The organism is Sulfitobacter albidus (assembly GCF_018200035.1).
In the GTDB taxonomy this organism is placed as follows: Bacteria; Pseudomonadota; Alphaproteobacteria; order Rhodobacterales; family Rhodobacteraceae; genus Sulfitobacter; species Sulfitobacter albidus.
This window is the reverse complement of the sequence record NZ_CP073581.1, coordinates 1,863,945-1,890,164: the sequence shown is the minus strand read 5'-3', so window position 1 is coordinate 1,890,164 and position 26,220 is coordinate 1,863,945. Positions and strand designations below refer to the sequence as shown.

The 26,220-nt window shown below is 64.6% G+C and carries 26 protein-coding genes, 1 tRNA gene and 3 pseudogenes; 16 read left to right on the top strand and 14 right to left on the bottom strand.

The window, feature by feature from the left end; translation table 11 throughout:
* Positions 1 to 14 precede the first annotated feature (14 nt).
* The 3 genes from ribB to nusB are packed head-to-tail and all read left to right on the top strand — an operon-like array spanning position 15 to position 2,177.
* On the top strand, positions 15 to 1,136 hold the full coding sequence (gene ribB, locus KDD17_RS09100; protein WP_212703388.1) for a 3,4-dihydroxy-2-butanone-4-phosphate synthase: 1,122 nt from the start codon (positions 15 to 17) through the stop codon (positions 1,134 to 1,136).
* Positions 1,137 to 1,139: 3 nt separating this feature from the next.
* Complete coding sequence (locus tag KDD17_RS09095) at positions 1,140 to 1,664, top strand: 6,7-dimethyl-8-ribityllumazine synthase (protein ID WP_212703387.1); 525 nt, start codon at positions 1,140 to 1,142, stop codon at positions 1,662 to 1,664.
* Positions 1,665 to 1,688: 24 nt separating this feature from the next.
* Complete coding sequence (gene nusB / locus KDD17_RS09090; RefSeq protein WP_212703386.1) at positions 1,689 to 2,177, top strand: transcription antitermination factor NusB; 489 nt, start codon at positions 1,689 to 1,691, stop codon at positions 2,175 to 2,177.
* A gap of 248 nt (positions 2,178 to 2,425) precedes the next feature.
* Here nusB and KDD17_RS09085 read toward each other — a convergent pair whose 3' ends face one another.
* The 3 genes and pseudogenes from KDD17_RS09085 to KDD17_RS18810 all read right to left on the bottom strand — a co-directional run.
* Positions 2,426 to 2,674: a hypothetical protein gene (locus KDD17_RS09085; protein WP_212703385.1), complete on the bottom strand. Its 249-nt coding sequence runs from the start codon at positions 2,672 to 2,674 to the stop codon at positions 2,426 to 2,428.
* 301 nt (positions 2,675 to 2,975) lie between these two features.
* On the bottom strand, positions 2,976 to 3,734 hold the full coding sequence (locus tag KDD17_RS09080) for a COG3904 family protein (RefSeq protein WP_212703384.1): 759 nt from the start codon (positions 3,732 to 3,734) through the stop codon (positions 2,976 to 2,978).
* A gap of 79 nt (positions 3,735 to 3,813) precedes the next feature.
* Positions 3,814 to 5,022, bottom strand: a pseudogene (locus KDD17_RS18810) (hypothetical protein); the annotation flags it as partial.
* Between the two features lie 107 nt (positions 5,023 to 5,129).
* Here KDD17_RS18810 and KDD17_RS09070 point away from each other — a divergent pair.
* Positions 5,130 to 5,582 (top strand): MmcB family DNA repair protein, encoded by a 453-nt coding sequence (locus KDD17_RS09070; RefSeq protein ID WP_212703382.1) that lies wholly within the window; start codon positions 5,130 to 5,132, stop codon positions 5,580 to 5,582.
* Here the strand turns inward: KDD17_RS09070 and KDD17_RS09065 are convergent.
* A complete protein-coding gene (locus KDD17_RS09065) occupies positions 5,579 to 5,758 on the bottom strand; it encodes a DUF6324 family protein (RefSeq protein WP_212703381.1) in 180 nt (59 codons plus the stop codon). The two genes, KDD17_RS09070 and KDD17_RS09065, sit on opposite strands and share 4 nt — an antisense overlap.
* 81 nt (positions 5,759 to 5,839) lie before the next feature.
* On the opposite strand from KDD17_RS09065, the gene KDD17_RS09060 reads away from it, so the two are divergent.
* Together KDD17_RS09060 and KDD17_RS09055 are read left to right on the top strand one after the other, a co-directional pair.
* Positions 5,840 to 6,322: a GNAT family N-acetyltransferase gene (locus tag KDD17_RS09060; protein ID WP_212703380.1), complete on the top strand. Its 483-nt coding sequence runs from the start codon at positions 5,840 to 5,842 to the stop codon at positions 6,320 to 6,322.
* 63 nt (positions 6,323 to 6,385) lie between these two features.
* A tRNA-His gene (locus KDD17_RS09055) sits at positions 6,386 to 6,462 on the top strand.
* Positions 6,463 to 6,496: 34 nt separating this feature from the next.
* Here KDD17_RS09055 and KDD17_RS09050 read toward each other — a convergent pair.
* Positions 6,497 to 6,781, bottom strand: a complete 285-nt coding sequence (locus KDD17_RS09050) for a DUF6476 family protein (protein ID WP_212703379.1) — start codon at positions 6,779 to 6,781, stop codon at positions 6,497 to 6,499.
* Here KDD17_RS09050 and KDD17_RS09045 point away from each other — a divergent pair.
* From KDD17_RS09045 to KDD17_RS09030, 4 genes are all read left to right on the top strand, one after another.
* The gene (locus KDD17_RS09045; RefSeq protein ID WP_212703378.1) at positions 6,780 to 7,802 is read left to right on the top strand and encodes an RluA family pseudouridine synthase; all 1,023 of its coding nucleotides are present in this window, start codon (positions 6,780 to 6,782) and stop codon (positions 7,800 to 7,802) included. The two genes, KDD17_RS09050 and KDD17_RS09045, sit on opposite strands and share 2 nt — an antisense overlap.
* 159 nt (positions 7,803 to 7,961) lie before the next feature.
* Complete coding sequence (gene rpoH / locus KDD17_RS09040) at positions 7,962 to 8,858, top strand: RNA polymerase sigma factor RpoH (protein ID WP_212703377.1); 897 nt, start codon at positions 7,962 to 7,964, stop codon at positions 8,856 to 8,858.
* 123 nt (positions 8,859 to 8,981) lie between these two features.
* On the top strand, positions 8,982 to 9,251 hold the full coding sequence (locus tag KDD17_RS09035) for a DksA/TraR family C4-type zinc finger protein (RefSeq protein WP_212703376.1): 270 nt from the start codon (positions 8,982 to 8,984) through the stop codon (positions 9,249 to 9,251).
* On the top strand, positions 9,252 to 10,172 hold the full coding sequence (locus KDD17_RS09030; protein WP_212703375.1) for a capsular polysaccharide export protein, LipB/KpsS family: 921 nt from the start codon (positions 9,252 to 9,254) through the stop codon (positions 10,170 to 10,172).
* Here KDD17_RS09030 and KDD17_RS09025 read toward each other — a convergent pair.
* The 7 genes from KDD17_RS09025 to KDD17_RS08995 form a co-directional block, all read right to left on the bottom strand.
* Positions 10,141 to 10,620 carry a GNAT family N-acetyltransferase gene (locus tag KDD17_RS09025; protein ID WP_212703374.1) on the bottom strand — a complete coding sequence of 160 codons (480 nt, stop codon included), beginning with the start codon at positions 10,618 to 10,620 and terminating at the stop codon, positions 10,141 to 10,143. The genes KDD17_RS09030 and KDD17_RS09025 overlap by 32 nt on opposite strands.
* Positions 10,617 to 12,434, bottom strand: coding sequence for a M3 family oligoendopeptidase (locus tag KDD17_RS09020; RefSeq protein WP_212703373.1), 1,818 nt, complete (start codon positions 12,432 to 12,434; stop codon positions 10,617 to 10,619). The genes KDD17_RS09025 and KDD17_RS09020 overlap by 4 nt, the downstream gene beginning before the upstream one ends.
* Before the next feature lie 66 nt (positions 12,435 to 12,500).
* On the bottom strand, positions 12,501 to 13,292 hold the full coding sequence (locus KDD17_RS09015) for an amidohydrolase family protein (RefSeq protein WP_254796950.1): 792 nt from the start codon (positions 13,290 to 13,292) through the stop codon (positions 12,501 to 12,503).
* Positions 13,293 to 13,370: 78 nt separating this feature from the next.
* Positions 13,371 to 14,969, bottom strand: coding sequence for an ATP-dependent DNA ligase (locus KDD17_RS09010; protein WP_212703371.1), 1,599 nt, complete (start codon positions 14,967 to 14,969; stop codon positions 13,371 to 13,373).
* Positions 14,966 to 15,988 (bottom strand): ligase-associated DNA damage response exonuclease, encoded by a 1,023-nt coding sequence (locus KDD17_RS09005; protein WP_212703370.1) that lies wholly within the window; start codon positions 15,986 to 15,988, stop codon positions 14,966 to 14,968. The genes KDD17_RS09010 and KDD17_RS09005 overlap by 4 nt, the downstream gene beginning before the upstream one ends.
* Positions 15,989 to 16,019: 31 nt before the next feature.
* The gene (locus KDD17_RS09000; RefSeq protein ID WP_212703369.1) at positions 16,020 to 16,967 is read right to left on the bottom strand and encodes an alpha/beta fold hydrolase; all 948 of its coding nucleotides are present in this window, start codon (positions 16,965 to 16,967) and stop codon (positions 16,020 to 16,022) included.
* Between the two features lie 6 nt (positions 16,968 to 16,973).
* Positions 16,974 to 17,264 (bottom strand): SCP2 sterol-binding domain-containing protein, encoded by a 291-nt coding sequence (locus KDD17_RS08995; protein WP_212703368.1) that lies wholly within the window; start codon positions 17,262 to 17,264, stop codon positions 16,974 to 16,976.
* A 263-nt stretch (positions 17,265 to 17,527) separates the two neighbouring features.
* Between KDD17_RS08995 and KDD17_RS08990 the strand changes: the two genes are divergently transcribed.
* The 5 genes from KDD17_RS08990 to KDD17_RS08970 all read left to right on the top strand — a co-directional run bounded on the left by KDD17_RS08990 (position 17,528) and on the right by KDD17_RS08970 (position 22,404).
* Complete coding sequence (locus KDD17_RS08990; protein WP_254796756.1) at positions 17,528 to 17,893, top strand: tetratricopeptide repeat protein; 366 nt, start codon at positions 17,528 to 17,530, stop codon at positions 17,891 to 17,893.
* Positions 17,894 to 17,918: 25 nt separating this feature from the next.
* A complete protein-coding gene (locus KDD17_RS08985; protein ID WP_254796755.1) occupies positions 17,919 to 20,882 on the top strand; it encodes a helicase-related protein in 2,964 nt (987 codons plus the stop codon).
* Positions 20,879 to 21,265: an RNA-binding S4 domain-containing protein gene (locus KDD17_RS08980; protein WP_212703366.1), complete on the top strand. Its 387-nt coding sequence runs from the start codon at positions 20,879 to 20,881 to the stop codon at positions 21,263 to 21,265. Before KDD17_RS08985 ends, KDD17_RS08980 begins: the two co-directional genes overlap by 4 nt.
* A gap of 52 nt (positions 21,266 to 21,317) precedes the next feature.
* Entirely contained in the window at positions 21,318 to 21,653 is a 336-nt protein-coding gene (gene fdxA, locus KDD17_RS08975; RefSeq protein ID WP_212703365.1) for a ferredoxin FdxA, read from the top strand.
* Between the two features lie 241 nt (positions 21,654 to 21,894).
* Positions 21,895 to 22,404 carry a CarD family transcriptional regulator gene (locus KDD17_RS08970; RefSeq protein ID WP_212703364.1) on the top strand — a complete coding sequence of 170 codons (510 nt, stop codon included), beginning with the start codon at positions 21,895 to 21,897 and terminating at the stop codon, positions 22,402 to 22,404.
* Positions 22,405 to 22,456: 52 nt separating this feature from the next.
* On the opposite strand, the gene cobS is transcribed toward KDD17_RS08970, so the two are convergent.
* On the bottom strand, positions 22,457 to 23,197 hold the full coding sequence (gene cobS, locus KDD17_RS08965) for an adenosylcobinamide-GDP ribazoletransferase (RefSeq protein WP_212703363.1): 741 nt from the start codon (positions 23,195 to 23,197) through the stop codon (positions 22,457 to 22,459).
* Positions 23,198 to 23,279: 82 nt separating this feature from the next.
* Here cobS and cobT point away from each other — a divergent pair.
* Positions 23,280 to 24,289, top strand: a pseudogene (cobT, locus tag KDD17_RS08960) (nicotinate-nucleotide--dimethylbenzimidazole phosphoribosyltransferase).
* Between the two features lie 12 nt (positions 24,290 to 24,301).
* Here cobT and KDD17_RS08955 read toward each other — a convergent pair.
* Positions 24,302 to 26,206, bottom strand: a pseudogene (locus tag KDD17_RS08955) (monovalent cation:proton antiporter-2 (CPA2) family protein).
* Between the last annotated feature and the right edge of the window lie 14 nt (positions 26,207 to 26,220).

The window sequence follows — 26,220 nt, the reverse complement described above, 5'->3', positions numbered from 1 at the left end:
TGTCAGGAGACAGCATGAGCTTTGAAACACCCGGACCGGTCGAGACGGAACTCTCCGCCGCGATCTCGCCCATCGAAGAGATCATCGCGGCCGCGCGCGCGGGGGAGATGTATATTCTCGTCGATCACGAGGACCGCGAGAACGAGGGTGATTTTGTCATCGCAGCCGAGTTTGCGGATGCGGCGGCCATCAACTTCATGGCGACCCACGGGCGCGGGCTGATCTGTTTGCCGATGACGCAGGCGCGGGTGGACGCGCTGGAACTGCCGATGATGGCGACCAACAACTCCTCGCGGCATGAGACCGCGTTCACCGTCAGCATCGAGGCGCGCGAGGGGGTCAGCACGGGAATCTCCGCCGCTGACCGCGCGCTGACCGTTGCCGTTGCCATCAACGAACAGAACACAGCCGCCGAAATAGCCACCCCCGGCCACGTCTTTCCGCTGCGCGCGCGCGACGGCGGCGTGCTGGTGCGGGCGGGGCATACCGAGGCGGCGGTCGATATTGCGCGCCTTGCGGGTCTGAAGCCCGCGGGCGTCATCTGCGAGATCATGAACGCCGACGGCACCATGGCGCGGCTGCCCGAACTGATCGAGATCGCGCGCACCCACGGGATGAAGATCGGCACGATCAGCGATCTGATCGCCTACCGCAACAAACACGACAACATGCTGGTCGAGCGCGATCACCGCCCCGTCACCTCCGCCCACGGCGGCGCATGGGAGATGCGGGTGTTCGAGGATCAGATCAGCGGCACCGATCATGTCGTCCTGTCGATGGGTGATATCGGCGACGGCCAGCCTGTGCTGACGCGGACCCACGCGCTCAACGCGTTGGAGGATGTGCTGGGCCTTGGCCCCAGCGCCCCCGACGAGCTGCCCCGCGCGATGCGCCTCATCGCCGAGGAAGGGCGCGGTGCCGTGTTGCTGTTCCGTGAGCCGAACCCCCGGCTGCGGCTCGACGCGGAGGATGACGCGCCGCGCACGATCAAACGCACCGGGCTGGGCGCGCAGATCCTCAACACGCTTGGCGTGCACGAGCTGATCCTGCTCACCGACAATCCGCAGACGAAATACACCGGGCTCGACGCCTATGAGCTGAGCATCGTGGGCACCCGCCCGATTACAAAGGACTGACCCATGGCCGCCACCGAAGAACACACCGTCCTGCCCGCGCCGACATTCGACAAGCCCGTCAAGGTGCTGATCGTCGTCTCGCCCTACTACAGCGACATCGCAAACGGTCTGTTGACCGGTGCGCGTGGGGCGCTGGAGGCCGCAGGCGTCGCCCATGAGAGCGTCGAGATGCCTGGCGCGCTGGAAATCCCAACCGCCATCGGCATCGCCGACCGGGCGAGCAATTTTGACGGCTACGTGGCCCTTGGCTGCGTCATCCGGGGCGAGACCACACATTACGAGACCGTGTGCAACGACAGCTCCCGCGCACTGCAACTCCTGGGGCTGCAAGGCCTGTGCATCGGCAACGGCATCCTGACGGTCGAGAACAAGGCGCAGGCCGACGTGCGCGCGGACCCGGACGGGCAGAACAAGGGCGGCGGAGCGGCGCTCGCGGCCTTGCATCTTATCGCGCTCGCCCGTAAGTGGACGGACACACGCAAGGGCATCGGGTTTCTTCCCGCAGGCGACGACACGCTTCTGGCCTGAGCCCCTCCTGAGACGGACAGCCCGATGACCACGCCCGCGCGCAGCGACAACATGACCGGCAACATGAAACGCAAGATGCGCCACGCGGCGCGTTTCTACGCGGTGCAGGCATTGTTCCAGATGGAGCATTCGTCGCTGACGATTGACCGGGTGCGCATCGAATTCCTCGACCATCGTTTTGGTGAATTCATCGACGGCGACGAGATGCTGGAAGGCGACCCCGATCACTTTACCCGCGTGCTGGAGGATGCGGTGGCCCATCAGGCGGCCATCGACCAGATGACAGACCGCGCGCTGGTGGCCAAATGGCCCATCGCGCGCATCGACCCGACGCTGCGCGCGCTGTTTCGCGCGGCGGGCGCTGAGTTTCGCAACGAGGCGACGCCGCCAAAGGTCGTCATCGCCGAATATCTCGACATTGCGGCGGCCTTCTTTCCCGACGGGAAAGAGGCGCGATTCGTGAATGCGGTGCTGGATCACATGGCGCGCGAGGCCCGTCCCGACGCGTTTTGATCCGCTTGCCGCCCGATCGACCGGGACCTGTCTGCTCCGTAGAACAGCCTAGCGTCGCCGGACAACCTTTTAACATTATTGAGTCTTTTGCTCAGCGCCGCTGACTGTGTCCGTGCGGGCACACTGCAAGACGCGCGATCTATCGGGACAGGTGGTCTCATTTCGACGTCTCGGGTGTTAACCATCTGTTAACGAAATAGATTTCCCGGCATGCGGGAAGATGTCGATAAAGTTGCGGTCGCGGTCCTTCATCGTCGGTCGCGATAAATTCCCGCGTGAAGGGAATTTACGTTGCGCGCGTCAAATTTTGCGGTGATCTTGGCGTCGGCCCGATGGGCTGCACCTTTTGGGAAAGGGGATCCGGTGACGCGGTACTTGGTATATTTGGTAATGATGATGTTGACGCGTAACGCCGACAGGGCGACGTCGGGCACGACGTGCCTGCCGGAACCCGATATGAAAGCGATGCACAATTCCCGCCCAAAAGGGGCGCCCATCGGTACCTCCGCAACCGCAGATCGGCCGGAGGCGCCGGTTACCCGCGACGAAATGCAACGTTTGTTCGCGCAGGCGCTGCGTTCTACCCAATAGCGAAGGTGTGGCGGGACCGCCGTTGCCGGGTCGGTTTTATTCCCGAGGACCTGTATATACAGGTGGGCGCCAGATAAATGAACCAGGGCTCAGACAGAGCCAGCTCCCTCGGATTTGCTTAAGGCCACTGGAATGTAAACGTCAGTCGCGCAGGGCAGAACCCGCCACACCCCTTAGGTAGGCCCGCGGGGGCTGCGGGGCAAGGGGTCAGCCGTCCTCTGCCTCGATAAATCCGTAGCGTTCAAGCTCTTCGCGCAGCAGCACATAGATCTGATCGGGGGGCGTCACCAGCGCGTGCTGCATCACCAGCGGGTCAATCCCCATCTGATCGAGATAGCGCATGACCTCGCCCTGACCGCGCTGGATATCCTCGACCGCCACAAAGGCCGGCAAAAAGCTGTTTTCGCCAAAATAATGCTGGTGCACCCCGACGGAGGCATCCTCGGGCAGGGTGCGGCTGACGCCTGCGGCCAGCAGGTAGGGGCAGGCGGAATAGCATATGTCGCCCGATCGCATTTCGGTGTCCATCCCCGCCTGCCGCAGCGCCCGGCCCAGTTGCAGCGCGTCCTGCACCGATCCGCCGGGGGAGTTCAGGATCGCGCGGGTGGGCGCGGGCGTGAGCCCCTCGATCTGTTTGAGGATACGCACGGCGTCGCCCCCGGCAATTGCTCCCTCCAGCAGCACCGCATCCCCCGCCGAGACGGGCGTGAGCGTCAGCCGCTCGGGCAGCGGATCGGTGCGCAGGGGCTGGCCGCCCGGCGGGGCGCGGTCGGGAGCAAAGCGGCGGGTCTGGTCGCCCGGACGCACGGGTTCGGTCAGCTGCGGGGCCGAGGGGCCAAAGCTGGGCAGGCGAAAGCCGTTTTGCAGATCCCCCAGAAACAAGAGCCCCGCAAGGCCCAGCTGAAAGATCAGCACGCCCATCAGGACGCGCCCGATGGCGTTGCGTTTGGGGGCGGCGGTGCTCATTCGGCGGCGGGCCGTTGGGGCAAGGCCGGGGGCGCGTCACTGTTGGGGGCGCGGGGGGCTTCGCGGGGTCGCGACCGGGATCCATCTCGCGCATGACGGCCATGGCCGCGCGCAGTTCGGCCAGCGTCAGGCTATCCTCGACCGATGTGCCCTCGCGCCCCATGCGGATGGCACTTTGCGTGATGGCAAGGATCAGCACCAGCACGGCAGGCAGCAGATCGATGGCGATGGCCCCGGCCCAGGAGGGTACGAAATTGCGCGCATAGAGGATCACCGCATCGGCGGCGGAGATCGGGGTATAGATCACCTCTGCCGGTTGCGGCAGCGCGCCCACATCTGCCGCCGCGCGCTCCAGCGTGGTGGCGCGCTGGGCGAGCACTTCGAGCACGGAGGTGATGGTGGCCGCCTGATCGGTGCGCGTGGCCTCGGTCGAGCCGTCAAGTTCGGGCAGCACAACGGAGGCCGCAAGATCCTGCGCCGCCCGTTCCACCAATGATGCGACCGACAGCTGGCGCAGCTGCGTGATCAGCCCGGCAAGGCGCACGGCCTGTTCGGAAAACTCGACCGAGCGTGCCTCGACCGGCCCCGGCTCTACCGTGAGGGCGCGCATCCGGCTGAGGATCGCGTTGCCTTCGGTAAAGGCCGATTGCACCAGCGGCGTCTGGCTCGCGATTTGCGCCTCCAGCGCGGACAGTTCGGCGGATTTCTGGCGCAGCACGCGGAACACCGCGCCGCGCCCGGCAAGGCCTGAGAGGTTTCCTGTGGCCTCAAGCTCGCTCAGATCCTCGAACGATTGGCGCACGCGGGCGACATCCCGTTCAAGCCCCTGACCGGTAAGGGCCTGTTCATGCGCGCCCTCAAGTGCTGCCTGATAGTCCTGCACGGTGACGGCGAGGTGCTGTTCAACCGCCGCTGATCCGGCAAGGGCGGCGGCATTGAGCCAGCTCGACATCGCGACAATCGCCAGCGATCCCAGCCCCATTGCCCCCATCAGCGCCGTGCGCGCCCGCGTGCCGCGCACCGCCGGGTAGAGCCGCAGCATGTAGGACCAGAACACGAAGATCCCGACAGACACGGCCACCGAATAGGCAATCGCCGCAAAGGCGGACATCGCGCCGTTATCATCCAGCAGCGACGACACGCCGAGGTAGGTGTAAATCCCCGAGGCCGTCGACAACACGCCGAGCGCCGTTCCCGAAAAGGTATCGAGCCAGCTGACATGCCCCTCAAGCTCGCGCGCGTAGCGCACGCCGCGCGCCTTGGCGGATTGGTCTTCGATATCGGACATGGCCGCGTCTCCCTCAGGGCTTGGGCAAAGATAGGCGCGGGACGCGGAAAACCCAAGGCCGCGCGAGAAGGCTTGCAAATGTTCACGAATTGTTCATATTTTTGGGGATGGATGATTTTCGCCCCCTTCAACCCGGACAATTGTTGCAACGCGGCGTGTCGCGCCACCTTGCCGATCTGGGCTTTGCCTGTGTCGAGGAGGTTGTGCCTGCACGCGGCCTGCGCGTGGACGTGATGGCGCTGGGCCCCAAGGGCGAGATCTGGGTGGTGGAGTGTAAATCGAGCCGGGTGGATTTCACCTCCGACAGCAAATGGCAGGGCTATCTGGAATGGGCGGATCGATTCTTTTTCGCGGTGGATGAGCATTTCCCGACAGAGCTGTTGCCCGACGATCAGGGGCTTATCATCGGTGACGCCTACACGGCAGAAATCCTGCGCATGGCGCCGGAGATCAAGCTGGCGCCGGCGCGGCGCAAGGTGATGGTGCAGAAATTCGCGACGACCGCCGCGCGCAGGCTACAGCTGCTGCGCGATCCCGACATGCATCCGGCGTGGGATTAACGCTCTGCCCGGGCGGCGGCGGCGATGATTTCCTCGGCGATCTCGCGCGCCTCGTCCGGCGTGAAATCCATCGGCAACTCAACACCGCCGCCTTCGACGAACAATCGCACCATGCCCTGATCGGTCGGGCCGATTTGCAGATTTGCCTCGATGTCGCGTTCGTCGTTGATGCCCATGGGATACGTCCTTTGCTGTGGCCTTGGGGTCTACAAACGTCGGGGTTGAATGGCAAGCGGGCAGGGAATTAGCGTCGCGCCATGACCAAGACAGACCTGCGCCCCTTCACCGGGCAGGACCTCGACTGGCTGGTGGCCCCGCATGTCGAACACTACGCCGCGGAGGAGGGATTTGACGCCAGTTTCGGCGACCTCGTGGCCGAAATCCTCGATGCGTTCATCGCGGATCATGACCCGCAGGATGAGGCGGGCTGGATCGCGTGGCAGGACGGGCAGCGGCTCGGCTCGATCTTTTGCGTGCGGCTGGACGAACGGCGCGCCAAGCTGCGGCTGTTTTTGCTGATGCCGAAGGCGCGCGGGCAGGGGTTGGGGCGGCGTCTGCTGGAGGTGTGTACCGATTTTGCCCGCGCCAAAGGCTATACCGGCATGCAGCTTTGGACCCACGAAAGCCACGCCGCCGCCTGCGCGCTGTACCGGCGCAACGGGTGGCGGATGACCGAGGAACGCGCGGTCACCTCCTTCGGGCGAGCACTGATCGAGCAGACCTACAGGATCGACTTTTAGCCCTGAATTGAACGCCAAGCCCTCTTGCAATCCAAAACCGACAAAGTTAAACGAGCGCTGCGTGCCGCCTTAGCTCAGTTGGTTAGAGCACTGGTTTGTGGAACCAGGGGTCCCCCGTTCGAGCCGGGGAGGCGGTACCATTCCCCAAAAACCCGTTCGGATCTGCGGTTGAAGTCATTCGACCGTCACCGTCTGACGCAATGCCCCGGTCAGCCGATCAAAGATCAGGATTTCGTCGGCGTCCGTCACGACCGCATACCAATCGGCCCCTTGGGTGAACGCCACCGCCCGTGCGCCGCCGGGCAGCGCGATCTCGTCGGGCAGGGGGGGCGTGTCGTTGCTCAGCCGGGTGACAAGCAGTCCGATAACGACTACGACACCCGCAATCATGACCCCGGTCAGCACCGTCACCATCCGGCGCAGAAACCGCAGGTTGCCCGGTTCAGGAAGATCGTCCATGTCGCACCGCCTTGTCACCTTCACGCTGGGAGAAGCCCCCGCCGCCCGTCTTGATAAGGCGCTGGCGCGCGATGTGCCAGAGGGCGCTGCGCTGTCGCGCACGCGGCTGGCGCGGCTGATCGCAGACGGGGCGGTAACGCTCGACGGCGCGGTCGTGACCGATCCACGCGCCGCCGTGGCCGAGGGTGCCGAGGTCGCGATCACCGTGGAGGAGGCGGAGGAAAGCCACATCCTGCCCGAGGATATCCCGCTGGAGATCCTGTTCGAGGACGCCGACCTGATCGTGCTGAACAAACCCGCGGGCATGGTGGTGCACCCGGCACCCGGCTCGCCCTCGGGCACGTTGGTCAACGCGCTGCTCGCCCATTGCGGTGACGATCTGTCGGGGGTGGGCGGGATGAAGCGCCCCGGCATCGTGCACCGCATCGACAAGGATACCTCGGGCCTGCTGGTCGTCGCCAAATCCGACGCGGCCCACCACGGGCTTGCCAAGCAGTTCGAGCTGCACACGGTCGAACGCGCCTACCGTGCGCTTGTCTACGGCGTGCCCGATGCAAACGATCCGCGCCTGCGCGGCGTGAAGGGGGCAAGCTTTGAGCCCGGCAATATCCTCAAGCTCACCACCCAGCTGGCCCGCCACCGCACCGACCGGCAGCGTCAGGCGGTGCTGTTTCAGGGGGGCAAGCATGCCGTGACCCGCGCCCGCACGATCGAGGCATTCGGCACCCCGCCCACGCTCGCGCTGATGGAATGCTGGCTGGAGACCGGCCGCACTCACCAGATCCGCGTGCATATGACCCACGCGGGCCACAGCCTTGTGGGTGATCCGACCTACGGCGGCACGCGCAAGCTGCCCAAAGCGGCGATTTCGCCGGAGGCGGCGGAGGCCGTGCGCGCCTTTCCGCGTCAGGCGCTGCACGCGGCGATCCTGGGCTTTGTGCATCCCGTCAGCGGTGAAAACCTGCGGTTTGAGGCGCCTTTGCCGGCGGATATGGCAGACCTGCTGGCGCAATTGCGTTGACACCTGCGACAAAGCAGAGCGGGCCGGGATCATTATTTGGTAACGTTTGTTATATATTCGTGAACGAAAGCGAGCGCCCGGAACTTGTATGTTGCCCGCTAACGGCACATATGGATGTTAAGCGCTGTAACATGCCGCGCACCGACGGAGGGAAAGACCATGGCCAATTACGCAAATCTGCCCGCACCGACGCCCGAAGGGGGTCTGAACCGCTATATGCAGGAGATCCGCAAGTTTCCCCTGCTGGAGCCGGAAGAGGAGTACATGCTGGCCAAACGCTGGGTCGAGGAGCAGGACACGGAGGCCGCACACCAGATGGTGACGTCCCACCTGCGTCTCGCGGCCAAGATTGCGATGGGCTACCGGGGCTACGGTCTGCCGCAGGCCGAAGTAATCTCCGAGGCGAATGTCGGTCTGATGCAGGCGGTCAAACGCTTCGATCCCGAGAAAGGGTTCCGTCTGGCGACCTACGCAATGTGGTGGATCCGCGCCTCCATTCAGGAATACATCCTGCGCTCGTGGTCGCTGGTGAAACTGGGCACGACGTCGGGCCAGAAAAAGCTGTTTTTCAACCTGCGCAAGGCCAAGAACAAGATCGGCGCGCTGGAAGAGGGCGATCTGCGCCCCGAAAACGTGACCGAAATCGCGACCCAGCTGGGCGTGACCGAGGCCGAGGTCGTCTCGATGAACCGGCGGATGTCGGGCGGGGATGCGTCGCTGAATGCCACCGTCGGCTCCGAAGGCGAGGGCACGATGCAATGGCAGGACTGGCTCGAGGATGAGGACGCGGATCAGGCGGGCGATTACGAGGCCCGCGATGAGCTCGAAACCCGCCGGGAAATGCTGGCCGAGGCGCTTGAGGTGCTCAACGACCGCGAAAAGGATATCCTGACCCAGCGCCGCCTGTCGGACGAGACGGTGACGCTGGAAGACCTGTCTGGTCAATATGACGTGAGCCGAGAGCGGATCCGCCAGATCGAAGTCCGCGCGTTCGAAAAGCTGCAAAAGCGGATGCGCGAGCTTGCCCGCGAAAAGGGGATGCTTGCCACCGCCTGAGCCTTTGACGCCAAACACGCGCCGCGATCCGCTTCGGGTCGCGGCGTTTTTGCGCGTACGGCCGTGCGGTGGCGTTGTCGCAGCGCCGCCCACGGGGTAACCTTGATGCAGGAGGGCCCGACCATGGCCGGAGGATGGACGCGCGACGGCGCGGTATCGGAACAGATTGAAGCATCGATCAACGATGAATTGGCGCGGCTCAAGGCCCGCCGCACCCCCGTGGGGGAGAGCCTGACCCATTGCGCCGATTGCGAAGAGCCGATCCCGCATGCGCGCCGCGCCGCACTGCCGGGGGTCAAGTTGTGCCTTGAGTGTGTGCAGGAGCGCGATGGCGCCCAAAAATTCCGGGGCGGCATCAACCGGCGCGGCAGTAAAGACAGTCAGCTCAAATAAATGCGCTTTGTTTTCCATCTTCCCGGATCGTGGCTGGGGCCGGGGGGATCGGGGCTGATGCCGTTCTACCGCAAGCTGGTCGAGGGGCTGAGCGAACGGGGCATACCGTTCGAATTGCGCAAGCTGGATCGGGATACGGTGCTGGATCAGGTCGCAGCGGACGACGCCTTTCACGTGGTCAATCACGGGGCATTTGCGCACCCGCGTCTGCGCAACGTGGGGCTCGCCTATATCTACCCGTTCTGGCACGTCGATCCGCAGGGCATCCGAGCGGCGTCCTCCATTGCGGCGCGCGAATTCGATCCGCGCGACACGGACGCCGACGCGGCACAGGTATTTTTCAAACGTCTGCGCGGCAGGCTCGTAATCGCGCGGCAATCGCGCTATCCGCAGCCGCAGGAGGCGGTCGATCTGCCACGCGGCGTTGCCGTGTTCCTGCAATCCGAAGCGCATCGCGGTGTCGAAGAGACAGCCTACATTCCCCCGTTCGAGATGGTCGAAGCGGTGTGCCGCGCCACCGATGCGCCGGTCATGGTCAAGCTGCATCCGCTCGATAAGGATCGCAAGGCGGCGGATCGGCTGGATGCGCTGGCGACGGCGCATCCGCATTTGCACATCGTTTCCGCCAATATCCACGACATGATCGCGGCGGCGCGCCATGTGGTCACCATCAACTCTGCCGTCGGGATCGAGGCCTATCTGCACCGCAAGCCCGTGATCCTCTGCGGTCAGTCGGATTTCCATCACATCGCAACCGTCGCCCATACCGCCGACGACATGGCCGAGGCGCTCAACGCTCCGGTCAAATTGCGCCCCTACGACAAATACATCCACTGGTATTTTGCGCAAAACTGCCTGTCGACGACCGAGCCCGCGCTGATCGACCGCTTTATCGCGCGGTTCGAAGATCCATCCGCATGATGTGCTGCGGCCCGGCGTCGCCGTGGGGCCAGATGTCACCGGTGTCGGTGAACCCACCGGCCAGATAGCAGCGGATCGCGGGGGCGTTCACCAGGTTGACGGTGAGATAGAGCGTGCTGGCAATGTAGTGCCGCGCCAGATACGCGGGCAGGGCACGTACGGCGCGCGTGGCAAGCCCGCGCCCCTGCTGTGCGTGGTCGATCAGAAAGGCGCGCAGGCCCAGCCCATCTGGCGCGGCAAACGGGTATCGCTGCGCATAGTCGCGGTCGATCTTGAAAAACCCGACGGGCGTGTCGCCCTCCACAATCGCGTGGAAATCAACGCCCGGTTCTGCGGTCTCGAACGCCTCTGCCACGGTGCCGGAGAATTTGATTTGCGCGGGGGCCACGGTGATATGGGCCACCCGCGCAAAATCATCGGTGGAAAGCGGATCAAGCCAGAGGCTCAATCCTCCATCGCCTCCAATTCGTCGATCATGCCCGAGATCATCGACAGCCCCTTGTCCCAGAACGCCGGATCCGACGCATCGAGGCCGAAGGGCGCGAGAAGTTCCTTGTGATGTTTGGATCCACCGGCCTTGAGCATGTCGAAATACTTTTCCTCAAACCCTTCGGCGCCCTCTGCGTAGACGGCGTAAAGCGCGTTCACCAGACCGTCACCAAAGGCGTAGGCATAGACGTAGAAGGGCGAGTGTACGAAATGCGGGATATAGGCCCAAAAGGTCTCATACCCCTCCATATACTCGAATTCTGGCCCGAGGCTTTCGGCCTGCACGGACATCCACAGCGCGTTGATGTCTTCGGGCGTGAGCTCCCCGCCGCGCCGCGCCGCGTGCAGTTTGCATTCAAAGTCGTAAAAGGCGATCTGGCGCACGACCGTGTTGATCATATCCTCGACCTTGCCCGCCAGCAGCACCTTGCGCTCTGCCTGGGTCTGCGCGCCGTCGAGCATTTTGCGGAAGGTCAGCATCTCGCCAAACACGCTCGCCGTCTCCGCCAGCGTCAGCGGGGTGGAGGACAGCATCTCGCCTTGGCCCGCGGCCAGCACCTGATGCACCCCGTGGCCCAGCTCATGCGCGAGGGTCATCACGTCGCGCGGTTTGCCCAGATAGTTGAGCATCACGTAAGGGTGCACATCCGTCACGGTGGGGTGGGCAAAGGCGCCGGGCGCCTTGCCGGGCTTTACGCCCGCGTCGATCCAGCCATCGGTAAAGAACGGCTTTGCCAGCTCGCCCATGCGCGGATCAAAGGCCGAATAGGCCTCCATCACGGTTTTCTGGGCGGTATCCCAATCGACGGTCTTGGGGTCTTCCATGGGCAGGGGCGCGTTGCGGTCCCAGACCTGCATCCTGTCCAGCCCCAGCCATTTGCGTTTCAGCGCGTAGTAGCGGTGGCTCAGATCCGGGTATGCCTTGACCACGGCGTTGCGCAGCGCCTCGACCACCTCCGGCTCCACGTGATTGGACAGGTGCCGCCCGGTCTGCGCCGTTTCCATCCCGCGCCAGCGGTCGAGGATTTCCTTTTCCTTGGCCTGCGTGTTGTGCACACGGGCGAAGGTTTTGATATTATTGGTGAACACCGACGCCAGTGCGCGCGCCCCCGCTTCGCGCCGGTCGCGGTCGGGATCGGTCAGCAGGTTCAGCGTACCCTCGATGCCAAGGATCTCGCCCTCGACGTCGAATTCCAGCCCGGCGATGGTTTCGTCAAACAGCCGCTCCCACGCATCGCCAACAACGCCCAGATCGTGCAGGAATTTCTCCATCTCATCGCTCAGCTGATAAGGCTTCATCGCGCGGATGCGGTCGAACACGGGCTTGTAGCGCGCCAGATCCTCGTTCTGCGCCAGCAACCCGTCGAGATGCGCGTCGTCCAGCCGGTTCAGCTCAAGCGTGAAGAACACCAGCGGTGTCGTGAAATTGGTGATCTTTTCCTGGCAATCGGACATGAATTTTGCCCGGCCGCCGTCGGTTGTCTGCTGGTAATAGCGCAGCCCCGCGTAGGACATGATGCGTCCGGCGATCATGTTGATGCGCTCGTTGCGCAGCACGCACTCCAGCAGTCCCGCCGCGTCCAGATCGCCCAGCTTGCCCTCGTAATCGGTGGCAAAGCTGCGGCAGGCCTCCTCGAGCCAATCGAGATCACGCTTCAGCTCCGGCGCATCCTCACCGGCGTATAGATCATCGAGGTTCCATTCGGGCAGATCGCCGAACTCACCGCCACCACTGGCATTTGCATCGCGCACCGGAAAGGGCAGTTGGAACATCGTATCACCTCGTCGTTGATTTTCAGAGTGCACAGGTAAGCGCGGCAGGCGCGCAGGGCAAGCGGATCAGGCGAAGTGGTAAATCTTTACGGGATTTTCGCACAGGATCTGGCGGCGGGTCGCATCGTCGGGGACCACACGGTCAAACGCATCCAGGAGATCCGCGCCGCGCGGCATCTGCGCACCGTTCAGCATGATGTGCGGCCAGTCGCTGCCCCAAAGGCAGCGCGCGGGATTGGCCGCGATCAGCTTGGCCACCAGCGCGTCGGTATCGGTGTAGGGCGCGTTTGTGAGCCGGTAGAGGCCGGAGAGTTTGACCCACGCATGACCCTCCGCCATCAGCTCACACAGCGTGTCGATCCCGTGGCCTGCCGGGTTCAGCCCCGCCGACGGCCAGGCGAGGTGGTCGAATACAATCGGGCAGGGCAGCGCGCGTACTTCGTCCGCGATACCGTCCATATGCTGATCCGCGTGACACAGCATCTGGATGTGCATCCCCCGATCCGCGAGCAGAGGCGCCATGGCCTGCGCGCCCTCCCACGTCAGCACGCCGCCGTGCACGTAGTTGAGGCGGACCGCGTCCATGCCCCAGCCTTGGAAACGGTCGATCACCGGGCCGTCAACGCCGGTGGGCAACAGCCCGACACCGCGCGCGCGGGTGCCCAGACGGGCCAGCGCCTCTTTGGTGACGGCGTTATCGGTGCCGTAGAAGATCGAATGCACCAGCACGACGCGCGAGACCCCGAGTGCCTCCATCTGCTCTTCGAGCAGTGCAATCCAGCCGTCGAGTGTGGGGCCGGGGGCGGGGTTTTCGACGCGGCCGTCCCAAAGGGGAAATTCATCGCGCCCGGCGAGCATGTGCACATGGGTGTCGATGGCGCCCTCCGGCGCGCGGCGACGCGGTGCCTGCGGCTCGGGGGCATGTCGGCGTTGGGTTTATCCATAGGTGGCAAGCATGTCCTTGAGATCGTCGAGCGTATTGGCCTCGGCCATCGGTTTATCCGTCCGCCAGCGTAGCATGCGCGGAAAGCGCAGCGCCACGCCGGATTTGTGGCGCGGGGAGGCCTGGATCCCCTCGAACGCGATCTCGAACACATGGTGCGGCGTGACCTGCCGCACGGGGCCAAAGCGGGCTTGCGTGTTCTTGCGCACCCAGGCGGTGATCTTGCGGAATTCCGCATCCGTCAGGCCGCTGTAGGCCTTGGTAAAGGGCACCAGCGCGTCGCCGTCCCAAACGGCAAAGGTGAAATCGGTAAACAGGTTCGCGCGGCGGCCAGAGCCCGATTGCGCATAGATCATCACCGCGTCGATGGTCAGCGGGGCCAGTTTCCATTTCCACCAATCGCCCTTCTTGCGACCGCTCAGATAAGGGCTGTCGGCGCGTTTGAGCATCAACCCTTCGGCCTGCGCCTCCCGCGCGCCGTCGCGGAAGGCGTGCAGCGCCTGCCACTCCTCGAACGGCAGTTGCGGGGAGAGCCGCACAGGCGCGTCCGATGGCAGGCCATTACAGAGCGTTTCCAGCAGCTTGCGGCGCTCTTTGAACGCGGTTTGGCGGATGTCCGCGCCCTGATGCTCCAGCAGATCATAGGCGTGCAGCACCACCGGCGCGTCGCGGAGCAGCTTTTTCGGCACCGTCTTGCGACCGATGCGGGGTTGCAGCGTGTTGAAGCTTTCGGGCTGCGGGCGATCCGGGTGCCAGACCAGCAGTTCGCCGTCCAGCACGGTGCCGTCGGGCAGGTAGTCAACCGCACGGGCCAGTTCGGGGAAGCGGTCGGTCATCAGTTCTTCGCCGCGCGACCAGACAAAATATTCGCCGCCGCGCAGGATCAGCTGGCCACGGATGCCGTCCCACTTCCACTCCGCGCGCCAGTTTTCTGGCGCGTCCAGCGCCTCCGGCCCGTCCTCAAGCGCGTAGGCGAGATAGAAGGGATAGGGGCGCGAGGCATCGGCGGAGGCATCTTCGGCCTCAATCAGCGCGTGCCACGTCGTGTCGTCAGGGTGCCAGTTGCCCATCAAGCGGTGGGCCAGTTCCGCCCCATCGCGGTCGGTGGCGCGGGCCAGCGCGCGGGTCATCAGCTTTTGGCTGACGCCCACGCGCATCCCGCCGGTAATGAGCTTGTTGAAGATAAACCGCTCGGTCCCGCCCAGCCGCGCCCATGCGTCGAGCACAAAGCGTTTCTTGGCCGCCTCATCCTCTTGGTAAACCGCGCGCAGATCGGTGATCCACTGGCTGAGCGGGCGGTTATCGGTCGTCTCGTTCGGGGGCAGGACAAGGGCGATCGTTTCGGCCAGATCGCCGACGATGGGATAGCATTCCTCAAACAGCCACAGCGGGATTCCCGCTACCTCGGCGCCCCATTCGCGCAGGCGGGTCGTGGTGACCGCGCGTTTGGGTCGGCGGCCCGAGAACAGTGCGATTGTCCATATCTTATCCACATCATCTGCCGCGTTAAAATACGCAGCTAGCGCGTTGACCTTGATGGTGGTTTTGGTGCTTTGATCGATGGCTGTAAAGAGTTCGGCAAAGGCCCTCACGCGGCGTCCTCCTCCGCCTCGGCGCGGTCGAGGCTTTCGCCCTCGAACTGCGTCGGCACGACTTGCGCGTTCCAACCTTGCTCATTCAGGTACCGCGCGAAGATATCCGTGTAACCATGTGTAACATATATATTTTCGGCACCTGTTTCACGAATTGCCCAAAGCAATCCGTTCCAGTCCGCGTGATCCGATATGATGAACCCACGGTCCCCCGCGCGCCTGCGCCGTACCCCCCTCATCGCCATCCAGCCGGAGGCAAATCCGGTCTCCTGCGGGCCGAACTTCTTGGACCATGCAGAGCCCATTGCCGAGGGCGGCGTGATGACCATCGCGCCGGGATGTGTCTTGGCCGTGACCTCGGCATTGGCCAGCACCGTGTCGGGCAGGGCGATACCCTGATCGCGCAGCACGGCATTCGTGTTCTCAACCGCCGCATGGCACAGGATCGGGCCGATCGCTGGGTCCAGCATCGACATCAGTCGCTGCGCCTTGCCCAGTGAATAGGCGCCCAGCAGCGCGGTCTTGCCTGCGTCAGCACAGCCGCGCCACCAGTCGTTGATCTGGGCCGCCACATCCGCCTGCGGCGCCCAGTTGAACACCGGCAGGCCAAAGGTGCTTTCGGTAATGAAATGATGGCATTTCACCGGCTCAAACGGGGGCGTGAGCCCGTCGTCGATGACCTTGTAGTCGCCCGAGGCGACCCAGACCTCGCCACCGACCTCAACGCGGATCTGCGCCGCCCCAGGCACATGGCCCGCCGGATGAAACGACACGCGCGCGCCGCCAATCTGGCGCACTTCGCCATAGGCGATTCCTTCGGCGTCGATTTCGCCCAACCGGTGGCGCATCACCGGCAGCGCGTCGTGGGTCGCCAGATAGCGGCCCATACCCCAGCGCGCGTGATCTGCGTGCCCGTGGGTGATCAGCGCGCGGGGCACGCGGCGCCACGGATCGATGTGAAAATCGCCCGCCGCGCAGTAAAAGCCTTCCGGCGTGAATGTCAGGACAGGTTCGCTCATGCGCCACAGATAGCGGGCGCGCGGAGAAAGGCTAGCCGGTGGCGGTGTTGAGGAAGAGCGCCGCGATCTCGTCGTAAAGGGGGCCGCGTATTTCCGGCAGCTCCATCAGCACCTCGTGTTCGGCGCCGTCGATGACGCGCAGTTGCCCGCCTTTCCAGTTTTCCATGCGGGCGTGGATGCGCGGGACGTCGACGATCCGCTCGTTGGTGCCCACAAACGTCAGGCAGGGCAGGCTGGGCGCCGCGCGCTCGGCCAGATGCGCGGTCTCTTCCAGCGCCTCGCCCAGCCAGACAAAGCTGGGACCGCCCAGTTGCAGCTCCGGGTGGGCCTGCGATTGCAGGCGCATCATATCGTAAAGCTCGGGATCGGTGGTCAGCTGGTTGTCTTCGAACGGCTCGCTGAGCACGTAAGGTGTCAGTTTGGTGCCCGGAGGCAGGCTGTGGCCGCGCCCGAGCCTGGGCATCAGTTTGGTGAGGATGCGCGCGGGCAGGCGCATGTGCGGCGCGATATGGATCCCCCACATCGGGCCGGTGAACGCGGCGGCCTGAACGCCCAGGCCTTCCATCACCGCGCGCAGGCCGATGCAGCCGCCCATGGAGTGGGCGACCAGAAAATAGGGCCGTGGCAGGTTCAGCGTGCGCGCGGCGCGCATCACCGTGGCCACATCCTTTTGGTAGTCGGGAAAGCTGTCGACATGGCCGATGAGCGGGTCGTCGAGCAGCCGGTCGGCCAGCCCCTGACCGCGCCAGTCCACCGCGAGGGTCGCGAGACCGCGCGCGGCAAATTCCGCCGCCGTGCGCCCGTATTTCTCGATGTATTCGGTGCGGCCCGGAAACATCAGAACCGTGCCGCGCGCGCCCTCTTTTGGCCAGACGCCGAGGCGGATGCGCTTGTCATCCGATGTCTTGGCCCACAGCGCATGTCCCCCGGCCGGGCCGGGGTCCACATCTGTAAAGAAAGGCGCGGGCGTCAGGGGCATCGCGGATCAGGCAAGGACCGACGCAAGCTTCATCGCCATGCCCATGTCGCCGTCGACGGTCAACTGGCCCGACATGAAGGCGGATGTCGGGTTTGTCTCGCCGTCGAGGATGCCACGGAACGTCTCGGCGTCCGCCGACAGGGTCACATCGGCCTCTTCATCGCCCGCACGCGCGCCCGCGTCGTCGATCATGATCGCACCTTCGCCCTGAATGTCGAATTTCGCGGTGCCGCCCAGATCGCCGCCCGACATCTTTTCGTTCAGAACTTTGACCGCTTCGTTGATGATATCACTCATGTGTGAGCCCTTTTTGGCAAATGGGGGCATGTCGCTCTGGAAATTGCGGTGCCACCTGTTACGTTCACTCTTGTTATGCGTATTTGCCCCGTCAACCTCAAACATACCGTTGCGGCACTTGGTGCCGTGCTGTTGCTGTCCGGACCGTCCGGCGCGCAGGAAATAGGGGAATTGCTGGAACGCTTGCGCACCGCCCCCCCGAGGAGGCGCCGCGCGCCGAGCGGGATGTCGAGCGGGCGTGGTCCCGCTCCGGCTCCGCCACGATGGATCTGCTGCTCAAACGCGGGCGGGACGCGATGGCGGCGGGCGAATTCGACGTGGCGATCGATCACCTCACAGCGCTGACCGACCACGCGCCGCAGTTTGCCGAAGGGTATCACCTGCGCGCCACCGCCTATTTCCGGTCAGAGCTTTTTGGCCCGGCGATTGACGATCTGGAAATGACGCTGGCGCTGAACCCCGATCATTTCAACGCGATCTTCGGCCTGGCGGTCGTGTTTGATGAGCTGGGGCGCCAGCGGCAGGCCGCCACGCTCTTCCGCCGGGTTCTGGCGTTGAACCCGCATCACGAAAATGCGACCAAGGCGCTTGAGGCGCTCAAGCGGGACGGCATCGGCCGCACCCTGTAATCCCCGCTCGGGTCGAGGAGAGACTGTGGACACGCACGCACGGGTGACGGCCGTTCTGGGCCCGACCAACACCGGCAAGACCACCTATGCCATCGAGCGTATGCTGGGCCACCGCACGGGCATCATCGGCCTGCCGCTGCGCCTGCTGGCGCGCGAGGTTTACGACCGCATCGTGGCGGTGCGAGGGCCCTCGGTGGTGGCACTGGTCACGGGCGAGGAGCGTATCGTGCCGCCGCGCACGCAATACTGGGTCTGCACGGTCGAGGCGATGCCGGAAGGCATGGGCGCTGATTTCGTCGGTGTGGACGAGATCCAGCTCTGCGCCGATCCCGAGCGCGGCCATGTCTTCACCGACCGTCTGCTGCGGATGCGCGGCCTGCACGAGACGCTCTTCATGGGATCCGATACCATGCGCGGCACCATCGCGGCACTGGTCCCGCAGGCGCAGTTCCTCAAACGCGAGCGGATGTCGGAACTGACCTATTCCGGTGCCAAGAAGATTTCCCGCATGCGCCCGCGCAGCGCCATCGTCGGTTTCTCGGTCGAAAACGTCTATGCGATTGCCGAGTTGATCCGCCGTCAGAAGGGCGGGGCAGCCGTGGTGATGGGCGCACTGTCCCCGCGCACGCGCAATGCGCAGGTCGATATGTACCAGAACGGCGAGGTCGATTTTCTGGTGGCCACGGATGCCATCGGCATGGGTCTGAACCTTGACGTCGATCACGTGGCGTTCTCCAGCCTTTCGAAATTCGACGGGCGGCGCATGCGGCCCCTGGCGCCCAATGAGCTGGCGCAGATCGCGGGGCGCGCGGGTCGGGGGATGAAGAACGGCACATTCGGCGTGACCGGCGACGCACGCCCGCTCGACGACGGGGTGGCACGCGCCATCATGGACCACCAGTTCACCCCGCAAAACAAGGTGCAGTGGCGCAATCATGCGCTGCAATTCGGCTCCATCGACCGGCTGATCATGTCGCTTGAGGCGCCCTCGACCGACGAGCGCCTTGTGCGCGCGCGCGAAGCCGACGATCTGCGTGCTCTCAAGGCACTGGGAGACGATGCCGAAATCACGGCGCGCTGCACCGATGGCCCGTCGGTGCGCCTGCTCTGGGATGTCTGCCGCATCCCCGATTTCCGCGGTATCTCGCACGCCGAACACGCAAGCCTGCTTGAGATGATTTTCAACTACCTGCACCAGCGCGGATCCATCCCCGACGACTGGCTCGCGCGACAAATAAAACGGATCGACCGAACCGATGGCGACATTGACGCGTTGTCCAAGAGGTTGGCGTTTGTTCGCACATGGACCTACGTCACCCAGCGCAAAGGTTGGACCAATGACGAAACCCATTGGCGCGGCGAAGCGCGTATCGTAGAAGACAGACTGTCGGACGCCCTGCACGAACGTCTGACCCAAAGATTTGTAGACCGGCGCACATCCGTGCTTTTGCGCCGGCTAGGACAGAAGGAAGCCATGGTGGCCGATGTAAACGAGACCGGTGAAGTGACCGTTGAGGGCGAATTTGTAGGCAAGCTTGAGGGCTTCCGTTTTCGCGCCGACAAGGGGGCCGGATCGGCCGAAACCAAGACGATCAAGAGTGCCGCACTGCAAGCGCTCGCGCCGCAGTTCCATCTGCGCGCCGATCGCTTCTACAACGCGCCCGATACGGAGATTGATTTCACCGAGCAGGGCGGCCTGATGTGGGGTGAGGCTGCCGTGGGCAAGCTGGTGGCGACGCAGGACGCGCTGAAACCCGGCATCGAGGTCTTTGTCGATGATATCGCGGGGCCGGAGGTGATCCAGAAGGTGCAGCGCCGTCTGCAACACTTTATCGAGCGCAAGGTCGCCGCCCTGTTCGAGCCGCTGATCGTGATGCAAAAGGACGAAACGCTGACCGGGCTTGCCCGTGGGTTTGCCTTTCAGATGGTCGAGAATTTTGGCGTGATCCCCCGCGCGCAGGTGGCCGACGAGGTCAAGGCGCTGGATCAGGACGCGCGCGGCGCTCTGCGCAAGCACGGCATCCGCTTTGGCCAGTTCACGATCTTCATGCCGCTGCTGCTGAAGCCCGCGCCAACGCGCCTGCGTCTGGTGCTGTGGTCACTGCAAAAAGGGCTGTCCGAATTCCCTGAATCGCCCCCGCCCGGTCTGGTGACAATCCCCGTCGAGGCAGGGGCACCTGCGGGCGCCGACACGATGTCGGGCTACCGTAACGCAGGCACCCGCGCGATCCGCATCGACATGCTCGAACGCCTCGCCGACATGCTGCGCGCCGAGGATTCGCGCGGCGGGTTCGAGGCCAAGGCAGACATGCTTTCGATCTCGGGCACCACGCTTGAGCAGTTCGCCGATTTGATGGAAGGGCTTGGCTACCGCGCCGAAAAGGGTGAGCGGGTCAAGGTCAAGGCAGCCGATACCGTGATGCCCCACGACGGGACCGAGCAGGCGATGGATGCCGCCGCCGATACAGACGTGCCGGAAAAATCCGAGGCCGTCACCGCACCCGACGACGCGCCCGACAAACCCGTGATGGACGTGGCCGCCGAACAGCCCGCCGGTGGCGTGACAGAAGCCGCTGATCCGACCCCTCCCGCCGATGTGCCAGAAGATGTCGCGGCGATACCGGATGACGGTGCCGCCCCGATCATCGAAGAGCCCGCCGAAACCCCCGAAGTCGAAGCCGCGATTTCCGATACTCCCGCCGAAGAGCTTACCCCCGGGACCGAGCCCTACGCCGAGGTCGCCGATCAGGAGATGGAGGTGTTCTATACCTTCACCTGGGCGCGCGCGCCACGCCGCCAGAACGCCGATCGCGGCGCCCCGCGCGGCAAGGGCAAGCCACCGCGTGGCAAGAAGGGCGGCAAGCCCGGCGGCGGGGACAAAGGGGGCAAGGCGCAGAACTTCTCGTCCAAGCCACCGCGCAAGGAAAAGGCGATCGACCCCGACAATCCCTTTGCCGCCGCTCTTATGGGCCTCAAGTCCGACAAGTGAGCGAGACGCCGGAAAAACTGCGCCTCGACAAATGGTTGTGGTACGCCCGGTTCTTCAAGACACGCTCGCTGGCCGCGACCATCGTCGGCAGCGGTAGGGTGCGGGTGAATGGCACGGTGGTGGCCAAGCGATCGGTCACCATCAGCGCAGGCGACGTGCTGACCTTTTCCAAAGATGATCACATCCGCGTGATCCAGATCGACGCCTGCGGCACGCGGCGGGGACCGGCACCCGAGGCGCAGGCGCTTTACACCGATCTGTCCCCGCCTGAGCCGCGCGCGCGGGACGCGCGTTCTGACAATCCCGGTTTTGACGGGAAGGGACGCCCTTCAAAGCGCGACCGGCGCATGCTTGATCTTTCTCGTGCGCGCCACCTTGATTGATCCGCCCCGCTGATTTAGCAAAGCGTCAAGCTAACCTGACAGAGATCTCCCCATGACATATATCGTCAACGACGCCTGCATCGCCTGCAAATATACCGACTGCGTCGAGGTTTGCCCGGTGGATTGCTTTTACGAAGGCGAGAATATGCTCGTGATCCACCCCGATGAATGCATCGATTGCGGCGTGTGCGAACCCGAATGCCCCGCCGATGCCATCCGCCCCGACACCGAGCCTGACATGGAAAAATGGGTCGAGTTCAATCGCAAATACTCTGAATTGTGGCCTGTCATCATCACCAAGAAAGACCCGCTGCCGACCGCCGAAGAGATGGACGGCAAGGACGGCAAGATGGAGCTGTTCTCGGAAAACGCGGGCGAGGGCGGCTGATCGTCCGAATCAGGGCGGTTTTCGAAATACCATTGTATACCAGTGCTTTGAGGTGCCTTCCGTGAGGGGGAATTTTGTGGTATGATAGACCCAATGTTGAACACGTCCCCAAACCAAGACGCCGGTCTGCCCCGGCGCATCTGATTCACCCTTATCGTGCTGACTGCACGGGCCGCTGCGCCCGCGCGTCGGCAATTTGTGCGTGGCCCATCGTGGCACGCCGACCCAGGAGCCTATGACCATGACCAAGAAGAAACTTGATTTCCGCCCCAATGAATTTGTCGTCTACCCCGCGCATGGCGTGGGTCAGATCGTCTCTGTCGAGGAGCAGGAAGTCGCGGGCATCACGCTTGAGCTTTTTGTGATCTCGTTCGAGAAAGACAAGATGACGTTGCGCGTGCCGACGCACAAAGCGACCGAAATCGGCATGCGTGCGCTCAGCTCACCCGACGTTATCACGCACGCGATGAAAACGCTCAAAGGGAAGGCGAAGGTCAAACGCGCCATGTGGTCGCGCCGCGCGCAGGAATACGAGCAAAAGATCAACTCCGGCGATCTGATTGCCATCGCCGAAGTCGTGCGCGACCTGCACCGCACGGATGACCAGCGCGAGCAAAGCTATTCCGAGCGCCAGCTTTACGAGGCCGCGTTGGAGCGGCTGACCCGCGAAGTCGCGGCCGTCTCAGGCGGGGACGAGCTGGCAGCGGCAAAGCAGGTGGGCGACGTGCTCGACAGCCGCGTCGCGGCGTAAGCGACTGCCGTGAGAGTCTGGGGCCGCGCCGGGGGACCGGGGCGGCCTTTTTCTATGCGGCGAGGGCCAGGAGGCTCAGCAGCGCCGCCGCCTCGCCAAGTTGCTGGGCAGCGCCCAACACATCGCCGGTCTGGCCCCCGATCTTGTGACGCGCCAACGCGCCAAGGCCGAGGGTAACGCCCGCCACCACGACCAGCGCCACCATCCCCGTCCAGCCCGCACAGGGGATGGCAACCGCCCCGCCAATCGCGAAGGCCACTGTCGCCGTGCGTCTGCTGGGGCGCCCGACGGAATGGGCCAGCCCGTCGGCGCGCGCGTGGGGCAGGGTGGCCATCAGCGCGGGCATCGCGCCGCGCGACAGGGCCGCGGCGGCCACGACCGCCAGCCCCCCGCCCAATGCCGCAATCGCAAGCCCGCGCAGCGCCGTGACAAGGCCGAGACCCAGCACGCCGTAGGTGCCGATCTGGCTGTCGCGCATGATCTCAAGACGGCGGGCGGGCGCGGTCGCTCCCCAGAACCCGTCGCAAAGATCGGCCAGACCGTCCTCGTGCATCGCCCCCGTCAGCACGATCATTGCGGCCAGCGTCGCCACTGCCGAGATCCCTGCGCCCAAGGACAACGTCAGTTCACCGACCCCGGCCCCGACGCCGCCCACCAACACACCCACCAGCGGATAGGCCCAAACGGCGCGCGCCCCGTCGGCGAACGCCTCCGCCGGCAATCGCGGCAGCGGCAGGCGTGTCAGCAGCACGGCGGCAAGCAAGACGTGCCGCAGCGGGTCGCTTTTTGACATGTCGGTGCCCCTTTCAACGCTTGTGGCCCAAGGCTCATTGGGTAAACAGGCACGAGCGATCTGGCAATGAGAGGGTGCAGCGATGGCAGATTTTTCGGATCTTGACGCGTTCCGGGCGGTATTGGCGGCGCAGCCGGGCGAAGACATGGCCGCACGCGCGGGTGCCGCCGAACGGAACAGCCAGCTGACCAAACCCCCGGCGCGCTGGGCCGGCTCGAAGAGTTGGCGGGCTGGTACGCCGCCTGGCGCGGTGACGCACGTCCGCGCATTTCCGCGCCGCAGATCATCGTCTTTGCGGGCAATCACGGCGTGGCCGCACAGGGTGTGTCGGCCTTCCCGCCCGAGGTAACCGCGCAGATGGTCGCGAATTTTGAACATGGCGGGGCCGCGATCAATCAGTTGGCCCGCGCGGCGGGTGCCCGGCTGGATGTGCACGCGCTGGATCTTGAGACACCAACGGCTGATTTCACCCAAGGCCCGGCGATGACGGAGGCTGAATTGACACATGCCCTCGCGACCGGCTGGGACGCGGTGGATCCGGGCGCCGACCTGCTTGTCGTGGGCGAGATGGGGATCGGTAACACGACCCCCGCCGCCGCGCTCGCAACCGCGCTTTTTGGTGGTGAGGCCGGGGAATGGACCGGGCGCGGCACCGGCGTGGATGACGCAGGGCTTGATCTCAAAACGCGGGTGGTGGCGCAGGGCGTGGCCCAGCACGCAGGCAAGGGCGACGGGATTGAGACGCTGCGCCGCCTTGGCGGGCGCGAACTGGCGGCGATGGCGGGGGCGATTGCGCGCGCGCGCAGCCTGCGCATCCCGGTGATCCTCGACGGGTTCATCTGCACCGCGGCCGCGGCCTGTCTGGCGCAGACACAGGAGGGCGCGCTGGATCACTGTGTGGCAGGGCATCAAAGCGCCGAAGGCGCGCACGCGCGGCTGCTGGAGCGGTTGGACAAGACGCCGATCCTCACGCTGGGTCTGCGGTTGGGCGAGGCGTCGGGCGGCGCGCTTGCGATCCCGATCCTGAGCGCGGCGCTGGAGTGTCACAGCGGCATGGCGACCTTTGCCGAGGCGGGCGTCAGCGGCGCCTGAAGCGATTTCATCCTAGGCGCTGCGCTTGTCCTTCTCGTCCTCGTCGCCGCGGTTTAGGAACGCGGTTTCAAGATCCTTTTGCAGCTCCTTGGCGCGGGCCACATAGGCCTTGTTGTCGGCGGGATCCACGTCAGGGCGCCACAATTCGGCCAGCTCGCGCACCGATTTGCGGTCGTGACTGTAGAACATGCGCTGCGCCTCTGCGGCCTCGAAATCCGATAGGCCAAGGTTTTCCAGAACGTAGCGGCCCGCACGCAGCGAGCTGTCGAACATCTCGCGCACGATGTCGTCGGCGCCCGCGCGGTACATGTGATAGACGTCCGTGCGGTCGTGGGCACGCGCCACGATATGCAGATCCGGGCGCTCCTTGCGGGCGTAGGCCACCAGCGCGCGCGCGGCCTTGGGATCGTCGAGGGCGACCACCAGCACCTGCGCCTCGGCCAACCCGGCCTTGCGCAGGATGTCGGGGCGGTTGGGATCGCCCAGAAAGCCCTTGAAGCCAAAGCGACGCATCACGGCAATCGTCTTGGGATCATTGTCGAGCACGACGGTCTCGAAGCCCGACGCCTGCACCAGCCGGTTGACGATCTGCCCAAAGCGCCCAACGCCCGCGATGATGACGGTGCCGACCTCGTCGATCTCGTCGGCCTCGGCGTGCAGGGGCGCGTCGCTGTGGCGTTTCGAGATGACCTCGTAGAGGATGAACAACAGCGGCGTGATCAGCATCGACAAGGCAATCACCAGCAGCAGCGTCTCCGCCACGGGGTTGGGCATGACGCCGGTGGTGACCGAAAAACTGACCAGCACAAAGCCAAATTCACCCGCCTGCGCCAGCCCCAGCGCAAACAGCCAGCGGTCTCGGCCGTGCAGTTTGAACATCCACGCCAGCACAAAGAGGATGATCCCTTTGACAAGGATCACCAGCAACGCCATGCCCATGATGACGACAGTATTCGACGCCAGCAGGGTGAAATTGATGCCCGCGCCCACGGTGATGAAGAAGAGGCCCAGCAGCAGCCCCTTGAACGGCTCAAGGTCGGTCTCAAGCTCGTGCCGGAATTCGGAACTGGCCAGCACGACGCCCGCCAGGAATGCGCCCAGGGCGGGCGACAGCCCCACAAGCATCATCAGCGCCGAGATGCCCACGACGATCAGCAGCGCCAGCGCGGTATACATCTCGCGCAGTTTGGCCGCGTGGATAAAGCGGAACACCGGTCGGGTGAAGAACACGCCGACGACGACGATGCCCACCACCGCGCCGATGGTCACCAGCGTGACCCCCAGGCGGGCAGGGAGTTTATCAGATCAAAGGCGGCATTGGCCGCGTCCGAGCCATGCCCGCCCCGTGCCCGCCGCCGTGCGCCTCCACCGTGATGGAGCCATCGGGCAGCACCTGCGCGGGGATCGTCACCGCCAGCAGCGGCAGGAACGCAAGGATCGGGATCACCGCAATGTCCTGCGTCAGCAGTACCGAAAAGACCGACCGCCCCCGGCGGTCTGCATCAGCCCCTTTTCCGACAGGGTTTGCAGCACGATCGCTGTCGAACTCAGCGAGAGTGACAGTCCAATCGCAAGCGCCACGCCCCAGGGCTGATCGTAAGCCATCGCGATGCCCATCAGCGCCAGCGCGCTGACCACCACCTGCAATCCGCCTAGCCCCAGCAGCCGGTGGCGCATATCCCAGAGTGCGCGCGGCTCAAGCTCCAGCCCGATGAGGAACAGCATCATCACCACGCCGAATTCGGCAAAATGCTGCAGATCCTTCGTTTCCGACCCCACCAGCCCCAGCACCGGGCCGATCAGGATCCCAGCCGCCAGATAGCCCAGCACCGATCCCAGCCCCAGCCGCGCGGCAATGGGCACCGCAATCACGGCGGCGGCAAGGTAGATCGAGGCCTGGAACAGGAAGCCTTCCATCGGCGTCTCCTTCG

What these genes read in the sequence shown, in the direction of transcription:
- KDD17_RS09030 (WP_212703375.1), top strand. Translation starts at nt 9,252, where the DNA reads ATGCGCTTTGTTTTCCATCTTCCCGGATCGTGGCTGGGGCCGGGGGGA.
- KDD17_RS08990 (WP_254796756.1), top strand. Translation starts at nt 17,528, where the DNA reads ATGGATCTGCTGCTCAAACGCGGGCGGGACGCGATGGCGGCGGGCGAA.
- ribB (WP_212703388.1), top strand. Translation starts at nt 15, where the DNA reads ATGAGCTTTGAAACACCCGGACCGGTCGAGACGGAACTCTCCGCCGCG.
- cobS (WP_212703363.1), bottom strand. Translation starts at nt 23,197, where the DNA reads ATGTCAAAAAGCGACCCGCTGCGGCACGTCTTGCTTGCCGCCGTGCTG.
- KDD17_RS08995 (WP_212703368.1), bottom strand. Translation starts at nt 17,264, where the DNA reads ATGAGTGATATCATCAACGAAGCGGTCAAAGTTCTGAACGAAAAGATG.
- rpoH (WP_212703377.1), top strand. Translation starts at nt 7,962, where the DNA reads ATGGCCAATTACGCAAATCTGCCCGCACCGACGCCCGAAGGGGGTCTG.
- KDD17_RS09085 (WP_212703385.1), bottom strand. Translation starts at nt 2,674, where the DNA reads ATGGGCGCCCCTTTTGGGCGGGAATTGTGCATCGCTTTCATATCGGGT.
- KDD17_RS09065 (WP_212703381.1), bottom strand. Translation starts at nt 5,758, where the DNA reads ATGGGCATCAACGACGAACGCGACATCGAGGCAAATCTGCAAATCGGC.
- KDD17_RS09045 (WP_212703378.1), top strand. Translation starts at nt 6,780, where the DNA reads ATGTCGCACCGCCTTGTCACCTTCACGCTGGGAGAAGCCCCCGCCGCC.
- KDD17_RS09000 (WP_212703369.1), bottom strand. Translation starts at nt 16,967, where the DNA reads ATGCCCCTGACGCCCGCGCCTTTCTTTACAGATGTGGACCCCGGCCCG.
- KDD17_RS09070 (WP_212703382.1), top strand. Translation starts at nt 5,130, where the DNA reads ATGGATGATTTTCGCCCCCTTCAACCCGGACAATTGTTGCAACGCGGC.
- KDD17_RS09095 (WP_212703387.1), top strand. Translation starts at nt 1,140, where the DNA reads ATGGCCGCCACCGAAGAACACACCGTCCTGCCCGCGCCGACATTCGAC.
- nusB (WP_212703386.1), top strand. Translation starts at nt 1,689, where the DNA reads ATGACCACGCCCGCGCGCAGCGACAACATGACCGGCAACATGAAACGC.
- KDD17_RS08970 (WP_212703364.1), top strand. Translation starts at nt 21,895, where the DNA reads ATGACCAAGAAGAAACTTGATTTCCGCCCCAATGAATTTGTCGTCTAC.
- KDD17_RS09050 (WP_212703379.1), bottom strand. Translation starts at nt 6,781, where the DNA reads ATGGACGATCTTCCTGAACCGGGCAACCTGCGGTTTCTGCGCCGGATG.
- KDD17_RS09035 (WP_212703376.1), top strand. Translation starts at nt 8,982, where the DNA reads ATGGCCGGAGGATGGACGCGCGACGGCGCGGTATCGGAACAGATTGAA.
- KDD17_RS09015 (WP_254796950.1), bottom strand. Translation starts at nt 13,292, where the DNA reads ATGCTCGCCGGGCGCGATGAATTTCCCCTTTGGGACGGCCGCGTCGAA.
- KDD17_RS09005 (WP_212703370.1), bottom strand. Translation starts at nt 15,988, where the DNA reads ATGAGCGAACCTGTCCTGACATTCACGCCGGAAGGCTTTTACTGCGCG.
- KDD17_RS09060 (WP_212703380.1), top strand. Translation starts at nt 5,840, where the DNA reads ATGACCAAGACAGACCTGCGCCCCTTCACCGGGCAGGACCTCGACTGG.
- KDD17_RS09020 (WP_212703373.1), bottom strand. Translation starts at nt 12,434, where the DNA reads ATGTTCCAACTGCCCTTTCCGGTGCGCGATGCAAATGCCAGTGGTGGC.
- KDD17_RS09080 (WP_212703384.1), bottom strand. Translation starts at nt 3,734, where the DNA reads ATGAGCACCGCCGCCCCCAAACGCAACGCCATCGGGCGCGTCCTGATG.
- fdxA (WP_212703365.1), top strand. Translation starts at nt 21,318, where the DNA reads ATGACATATATCGTCAACGACGCCTGCATCGCCTGCAAATATACCGAC.